Source organism: Escherichia sp. MOD1-EC6475, assembly GCF_003046645.1.
Lineage (GTDB): Bacteria > Pseudomonadota > Gammaproteobacteria > Enterobacterales > Enterobacteriaceae > Escherichia > Escherichia ruysiae.
Genome location: NZ_PZKQ01000026.1, coordinates 36,241 through 42,761, shown reverse-complemented (window position 1 = coordinate 42,761; position 6,521 = coordinate 36,241). Strand labels below are relative to the sequence as shown.

Here is a 6,521-nt window from a genome sequence, read left to right as displayed (position 1 = left end):
CCCGCCGGTCAATATAATGAAGGTCATTCCCGCCGCCAGCACAATGTTGATTGACGCCTGGCGGGTAATATTCAGCAGGTTGCTTTCGGTAAAAAAGTTTGGCGCGATAAAGCCAAAAACTGCCACGATCAGGATCAGAATCGGCAAAATGCCGACCGTTTGCATCAGATCGCTCATTAACATTTTTTTGGCAGAGGTCTTTGCAGATGTTGTCATGAGCGCACCGCCTGGGAATGAGCGTCGTTGACGCCGGTCGCTAAGGTCATAATGTTTTCCTGGGTGATGTTGTTGCCGTTTAACTCACCGGCAATGCTGCCTTCGCGCATTACATAAACACGATCGCTCATCCCGACTATCTCCGGCAGTTCGCTGGAGATCATCAGGATCGCCACGCCCTTGCGTGCCATCTCGTTCATGATCCGGTAGATCTCGCTTTTTGCGCCGACATCCACGCCGCGCGTGGGTTCATCGAGCAGTAAAATGCGTGGGCCAATCGCCACCCAGCGGGAGATCAACAGTTTTTGCTGATTACCGCCGGAAAGCCCACCCGCTCGCACCTGGGAATGTGGCACACGAATGTTGAGCAACTTAATGGCGTCATCGGAGATGGTTTGCGCTTTTTTGCGGTTGAGCATCCCCCAGCTGGCATCGCGCTCCAGGGTTGCCATGGTGATGTTTTCGGCTGCCGCCATTTCAAGGAACAGCCCCTGTTCTTTACGGTTTTCGGTCAGAAATCCAATGCCAAGATCGATGGCTTCGCGCGGGGAGTGGATCACCACCGGTTCGCCATCCACTTCAATCATTCCGCCCGTTGCTTTACGCACGCCGAAAATTAACTGCGCGAGTTCGGAACGTCCGGCACCCACCAGCCCTGCGAGGCCGACAATTTCGCCGGAACGCACCAGCAGACTGCTCGGCTGCACTTTGCCGCCGTCGGTCAGGTGGTGAACGTTCAGGCGGGCTTTGCCGGGCAGGATATCGCGTTCTTTATTGAACAGATCGCTCAGCGGCCTGCCAACCATCATCCGCACCAGTTCAGCAGCGTTGAGGTTGTCGCGGGTCAGGCTGCCAACGTATTGCCCGTCGCGCAGCACGCTGACGCGATCGGAAAGCTCATACACTTCCGCCATGCGGTGGCTGATGTAGATAATCGCCATCCCTTCATCGCGCAGCCGCATAATCAGCTCAAACAGGCGGTGAGTTTCGCGGGAGGAGAGGGCGGCGGTGGGTTCGTCCATCACCAGAATGCGGCTGTTGCGATGCAGCGCGCGGGCAATTTCGACCTGCTGTTGTTCGGCAATGGTCAGCGTCATGACTTTATCACTGGCCTTGAACTGCGCGCCGAGGCGGTCGATCACTTTTTGCGCCTGCACCAGCATCTCTTTACGCTGCACCAGCCCGCCGTGGGAAAGCTCGCTGCCGAGGAAAATGTTCTCTGCCACCGTCAAATTGGGTGCCAGCTGCATCTCCTGATAAATCAGCGTAATACCGGCGCTTAAGGCATCTTTTGGCGTGCGAATGTGAAAGGGTTTGCCATCAATCAGGATCTCGCCGCTGGTGGCGGTATAAGCCCCCGCCAGCACCTTCATCAGCGTGCTTTTTCCTGCGCCGTTTTCCCCCATCAGGGCATGGATCTCGCCAGGGTAAACCGTCAAATCCACCCCTTTGAGCGCATAAAATTTGCCGAAGGCTTTGGCAATATTGCGCATCTCCAGAACTGGCGTGCTGTTCATGGTGGACTCCTGCGAGGTTGTCGATATCAGCACTCCATCACAGGAAAGTAAATGCAAAATGTCAGAAGCCGTTCATATTTGTCATATTGCGAATTTTCTTCACGGAGCGTGATATGGCGCACCCCGGACGTCACTTTTTTGCCAGCGCGCGCGGGCGATTGCTGCTTTTAAATTTGCTGGTGGTAGCAGTGACGCTGATGGTCAGCGGCGTGGCGGTAATGGGTTTTCGCCATGCCAGCCAGATGCAGGAGCAGGTGCAGCAGCAAACGGTGGATGATATGACCGGCAGCCTGAATCTGGCGCGCGACACGGCAAACGTGGCGACGGCGGCGGTGCGATTGTCACAGGTGGTGGGGGCGCTGGAATATAAAGGCGAAGCCGAGCGATTACTGGAGACACAGCGGGCATTAAAAAGCTCACTTGAGCAACTGGCGACAGCGCCTTTAGCACAGCAGGACGCCGGGCTGGTGGCGCGAATCATCCAGCGTAGTAATGAACTGCAAACCAGCGTCGGCGGAATGCTGGAGCGGGGGCAAAGGCGGCATCTGGAACGCAACGCGTTGTTAAGTTCGCTATATCAAAACTTAAGTTATCTGCGGCATCTGCAAAAAGTCACTCACGCGCAAGATGATATTTTGCTTAACGAGATGAACCGGCTGATCGTCGCCGCCATTGCCACTCCAGCACCGCAGGCGATTATTCATCAACTGGTTGAAGTGATGTCTGCGCTGCCGACTCATAGTGATACGCCGTTAGTAAATACGCTACTTACTGATTTCAATGATGAACTACGTAAACTCGCGCCGCTTTCTGCCGCTCTGGAGCAAAGCGATCTGGCGATTAGCTGGTATATGTTTCACATCAAAGCTCTGGTGGCGATCCTTAACAGCGATATTAACCATTATGCCGAACAGGTGGCGATGCTTTCAGGTCAGCGGGTAGCGCAAAGTTACCAGGATCTGCGCTCCGGCGAGAGAGTGATCATGATCTTTGCCCTGTTAGCGGTGGTGATCACCGCGTTTGCAGGTTGGTACATCTATCGCAATCTTGGCTCAAACCTGACGGCGATTTCTCGCGCCATGAGTCGTCTGGCGCACGGTGAAGCAGAAGTCAGCTTTCCGGCGTTACAGCGGCGCGATGAGTTGGGGGAACTGGCACGCGCCTTTAACGTCTTCGCCCGTAATACCGCATCGCTTGAACGGACGTCACGGCTGCTGAAAGAGAAAACCACGCAGATGGAGATTGCCCAAACCGAGCGGCAGGGGCTGGAAGAGGCGCTATTGCACAGCCAGAAGCTAAAAGCGGTCGGGCAACTGACGGGGGGACTGGCGCATGATTTTAATAATCTGTTGGCGGTGATTATTGGCAGCCTGGAGCTGGTGAACACGGACTCGCCCGACGCGCCGCGAATACAGCGGGCGCAGCAAGCCGCCGAACGTGGCGCGCTACTGACCCAACGGCTGTTGGCATTTTCCCGCAAGCAGTCCTTACATCCACAAGCCATTGAACTGAAAACATTACTGGAAGAGTTAAGCGAATTGATGCGCCACTCCTTACCGGCAACGCTGACGCTGGAGATTGAAGCGCAGTCTCCGGCGTGGCCTGCGTGGATTGACGTCAGCCAACTGGAAAACGCCATCATCAACCTGGTGATGAACGCTCGTGATGCGATGGAAGGGCTGACGGGAACCCTCAAAATCCGCACCTGGAACCAGCGTGTCACCCGTAGCGGTGGGCAGCGTCAGGACATGGTGGCTCTGGAGGTTATCGATCATGGCTGTGGAATGTCGCAGGAGGTGAAAGACCAGGTGTTCGAACCGTTCTTTACCACCAAACAGACGGGGAGCGGCAGCGGGCTGGGCTTGTCGATGGTCTATGGTTTCGTGCGTCAGTCCGGCGGGAGGGTGGAAATCGAAAGTGCGCCGGGGCAGGGAACGACAGTCAGACTACAGCTTCCCCGTGCGTTGTTGGCGGCGAAAAATGTATCGTCAGCGGTGGTAGAACAGACAGCCGTCAGCGGCGATAAGCTGGTGTTGGTGCTGGAAGATGAAGCTGCGGTACGCCAGACCATCTGTGAACAGCTGCATCTGCTGGGCTATTTGACGCTGGAAGCGAGCAGTGGCGAACAGGCGCTGGATCTGCTGGCGGCATCAGCGGAAATCGATATCTTTATCAGCGACTTAATGCTCCCAGGCGGTATGAGCGGCGCAGAAGTGGTCAATGCAGCACGCAAACGCTACCCACACCTGACGCTGTTGCTTATCAGCGGTCAGGATTTACGCCCCAGCTATAACCCCGCGTTGCCAGAAGTGGCGCTGCTGCGCAAACCTTTTACCCGCGTGCAACTGGCGCAGGCATTGGGGCAAATTGAGGGATGATTTTCAGAATTTATCAAGAGGCCTGGAGCAAATGTGCTGCTATTGTGAGCAATTCTGTTCTGAATGGGATATAAAAGGAATTATGCCAGTACTGACAAGAGGCGATTCACATATGATCGTGATGCCAACCACCTATAGCCCAATGACGGTTGCTCGTTCTTTTCGCGTGGTGGAAGAGATCGAGCTTTCCGGGCGTCTGTTACAGGTGATTTATGACAGCCAGACGCCAAGAGCGGCCATCATTGAAGCGGACATTGAAGTTTTTGCAGGCGTGCCACGTCATCGGGTACTTGCCGCTCTCGACCTGCAGCGTAAAAAAGAGTTCGGCAGCGATATTATTGCCGTTGAACGCTGGTGGGAAGACTCGGATCTGGTACAAGTGGAAGGTATCTGCGTCTCCCCAGGTGAACGCGATAAAGGTCTGGCAACGCGACTGTATGAAGCGTTAATCCTGCAATGCGGAATCACACTCATCAGCGATTTTGATCAGTATGATGGCGGGAAGATGCTCTGGCAGAAGATCGCGCGCGAGTCCGATCAGATTTCAGTGTTTATATTAGACACTGAACAAGAGACATTTTGGCCTTACGATGGCACGAAAGTGATCTACGATGGTGGCTGCATTCCGGAAGAACGTATCTGGAGTATTTCTCCGGATCAAAAATGTCATAGCATTGTGCTGGTGGCGGAAAATAAACGGCGAGCTATCCAGCTAATGGAAGAGTCTGCGCCTTACCGTATTTGAGATTACTCCGCTACTCCGGTTATTCACACTCAACTAACGTTAAGCCAGTCCATCACAGAGACTGGCTTATGAAACCTTACTCCACGCTCTTTCTTTTCACCCTGCTCACGCTGACCACCGTTCCGGCTCAGGCCGATATTATCGACGACACGATTGGTAATATTCAGCAGGCGATTAACGACGCTTATAACCCTGATCGTGGGCGTGACTATGAAGATTCGCGCGACGACGGCTGGCAGCGTCAAGTGAGCGACGATCGTCGCAGACAATATGACGACCGCCGCCGCCAGTTTGAAGATCGCCGCAGGCAGCTTGACGACCGCCAGCGCCAGCTTGATCAGGAGCGTCGGCAGCTGGAAGATGAAGAGCGGAGAATGGAAGATGAGTATGGGCGGTGATGTTGGGTATGGAGCAGGCATCACCCCTCCCCCTAATTCTCCCCATCAGCTATTAAAGCCCGGCTATTGTGTTGACTGCTGCTTAACGACATTAATCATCCACGGCACACCATATTTATCGGTAACTTTGCCGAAGCCATGCGCCCAGAAGGTTTCCTGCCAGTCCATTTCGATTTTTCCGTTGGCGGCAAGGTTGTCAAACCAACGTTTCCCTTCCTCGACCTGTTGCGAATCGAGCACCAGCGTAAAGCCGGAGTAGTTGGCTTTTCCTGACGGTATGGCATCGCTCATCATGATGTCGCTTCCGGCAATGCGCACGTTAGCATGGGCGATGGCAGTATCGGGAAATAGCATCCCTGAAGGACAGCCTTCGGTGCTTTCTTGCGTGGGTTTCGGCATTTCCCCAAAGCTGATTTTATAGAGCAGTTCCGCGCCTAACGCGCGTTGGTAATAGGCTATCGCGTCGGCACAGTTACCGGAAAAAGAGATATAGGGACTTAACGGCATGATGGTGACCTCAGTTAAGAGAAGTCAGTTAAGTGTAGTTTGAATTTTGTACAGATGAAGAGTAGGCCTGATAAGACGCGCAAGCGTCGCATCAGGCAGTTGGCACCGTTGCCGGATGTATCGCACCCGGCATTCGAAATCAGTTCTTTTTCACAAACTCAGATTTCAGTTTCATCGGACCAAAACCGTCGATTTTGCAATCGATGTTATGGTCGCCTTCAACCAGGCGGATGTTTTTCACTTTGGTGCCAATTTTCAGCATCGAAGAGCTACCTTTCACCTTCAGATCTTTAATGATGGTAACGCTGTCGCCGTCAGCCAGCAGGTTGCCGTTAGCATCTTTAACGATCAGCTCGTCGCTTTCCTGTGCAGGTTCGGCGTCGTTCCATTCGTAGGCGCATTCCGGGCAGATGTACATGCCGTTATCTTCGTAGGTGTATTCGGAGTTGCATTTCGGGCAGTGTGGTAATGACATGTGGATTTCCTCAAAAGTCAGCAGGGCAAAAGCGCCAAAAAACGGCAGATTGCCGAAAAAGGCCGCAATTATACACAAAATCCCTGAGTTTGTCGGGGGTACTGCTGATTTTAGTCGACGATCGTTTTCATTTGAAAGACAACGCAAAAAGAAAATAATCTTTTTGCCTCTGTTTATTATTTAAGTTAAGGTTAACTCTCTTCTTGTTCTTTTTTTAATTAAATTGTTATTTTATCTTTCTGACTTTTAACTTGTCGGAAGAGATTTATTCATCCTAATAAAAAC

6 protein-coding genes and 1 pseudogene are annotated in these 6,521 nt (G+C 53.1%); 3 read left to right on the top strand and 4 right to left on the bottom strand.

The window, feature by feature from the left end:
- Both A7589_RS09360 and A7589_RS09355 read right to left on the bottom strand, forming a co-directional pair.
- Positions 1-216 (bottom strand): annotated as a pseudogene (locus tag A7589_RS09360) (ribose ABC transporter permease); the annotation flags it as partial.
- Positions 213-1,733, bottom strand: coding sequence for a sugar ABC transporter ATP-binding protein (locus tag A7589_RS09355; protein WP_001089395.1), 1,521 nt, complete (start codon positions 1,731-1,733; stop codon positions 213-215). The gene A7589_RS09355 and the pseudogene A7589_RS09360, both read right to left, overlap by 4 nt.
- 113 nt (positions 1,734-1,846) lie before the next feature.
- On the opposite strand from A7589_RS09355, the gene A7589_RS09345 reads away from it, so the two are divergent.
- The 3 genes from A7589_RS09345 to yjdP all read left to right on the top strand — a co-directional run bounded on the left by A7589_RS09345 (position 1,847) and on the right by yjdP (position 5,254).
- On the top strand, positions 1,847-4,111 hold the full coding sequence (locus tag A7589_RS09345; RefSeq protein WP_105282758.1) for a hybrid sensor histidine kinase/response regulator: 2,265 nt from the start codon (positions 1,847-1,849) through the stop codon (positions 4,109-4,111).
- 112 nt (positions 4,112-4,223) lie between these two features.
- On the top strand, positions 4,224-4,856 hold the full coding sequence (locus A7589_RS09340) for a GNAT family protein (RefSeq protein WP_000636711.1): 633 nt from the start codon (positions 4,224-4,226) through the stop codon (positions 4,854-4,856).
- 68 nt (positions 4,857-4,924) lie between these two features.
- Positions 4,925-5,254 carry a DDRRRQL repeat protein YjdP gene (gene yjdP / locus A7589_RS09335; RefSeq protein ID WP_000806200.1) on the top strand — a complete coding sequence of 110 codons (330 nt, stop codon included), beginning with the start codon at positions 4,925-4,927 and terminating at the stop codon, positions 5,252-5,254.
- Between the two features lie 63 nt (positions 5,255-5,317).
- Here the strand turns inward: yjdP and yjdN are convergent, their stop codons facing one another.
- Positions 5,318-5,761 carry a VOC family metalloprotein YjdN gene (gene yjdN, locus A7589_RS09330; protein ID WP_108188816.1) on the bottom strand — a complete coding sequence of 148 codons (444 nt, stop codon included), beginning with the start codon at positions 5,759-5,761 and terminating at the stop codon, positions 5,318-5,320.
- Between the two features lie 139 nt (positions 5,762-5,900).
- Entirely contained in the window at positions 5,901-6,236 is a 336-nt protein-coding gene (locus A7589_RS09325; protein ID WP_001300891.1) for a zinc ribbon domain-containing protein YjdM, read from the bottom strand.
- Between the last annotated feature and the right edge of the window lie 285 nt (positions 6,237-6,521).

Excerpts from the sequence above, each read along its gene's own strand:
- A7589_RS09355 (WP_001089395.1), bottom strand. The coding sequence starts at position 1,733 with ATGAACAGCACGCCAGTTCTGGAGATGCGCAATATTGCCAAAGCCTTC.
- A7589_RS09345 (WP_105282758.1), top strand. The coding sequence starts at position 1,847 with ATGGCGCACCCCGGACGTCACTTTTTTGCCAGCGCGCGCGGGCGATTG.
- A7589_RS09340 (WP_000636711.1), top strand. The coding sequence starts at position 4,224 with ATGATCGTGATGCCAACCACCTATAGCCCAATGACGGTTGCTCGTTCT.
- yjdP (WP_000806200.1), top strand. The coding sequence starts at position 4,925 with ATGAAACCTTACTCCACGCTCTTTCTTTTCACCCTGCTCACGCTGACC.
- yjdN (WP_108188816.1), bottom strand. The coding sequence starts at position 5,761 with ATGCCGTTAAGTCCCTATATCTCTTTTTCCGGTAACTGTGCCGACGCG.
- A7589_RS09325 (WP_001300891.1), bottom strand. The coding sequence starts at position 6,236 with ATGTCATTACCACACTGCCCGAAATGCAACTCCGAATACACCTACGAA.